This is a genomic window from Vibrio marinisediminis (genome assembly GCF_014050145.1).
Taxonomy (GTDB): domain Bacteria; phylum Pseudomonadota; class Gammaproteobacteria; order Enterobacterales; family Vibrionaceae; genus Vibrio; species Vibrio marinisediminis.
Genome location: NZ_JACFYF010000233.1, coordinates 1 through 275, shown reverse-complemented (window position 1 = coordinate 275; position 275 = coordinate 1). Strand labels below are relative to the sequence as shown.

Sequence of the window (275 nt, the reverse complement as noted above, 5' to 3'; positions counted from 1 at the left end):
CTATTGGAAGGTTTATTTTTCCTGTTTTGGTAGGGATTATGTTTGTATAATACTCTAAGTATTTGTTGCCATTTAGCTCCGTAATTTTTTTTGAAGGATAATCATTTAGCTCCAATCCATCTACATTTTCTATAGAAATACTATCGGTAAGTTTTAGTCCTTTAAAAAGAACTTTCATTTTATTGGTTGTGTTATTTTCTAGCTTTGGTTGTATAATAACAATAACATCTTCATCAACTTTTTGACTGTAACAACTTGTAAAAAATAGCACATAA

Annotated in this window: 1 protein-coding gene; it reads right to left on the bottom strand. The window is 28.0% G+C overall.

The genetic code is table 11. From position 1 onward, the window contains the following. The coding region (locus H2O73_RS23965) for a hypothetical protein (RefSeq protein ID WP_220457752.1) at positions 1 to 275 on the bottom strand (275 nt) is incomplete at both ends.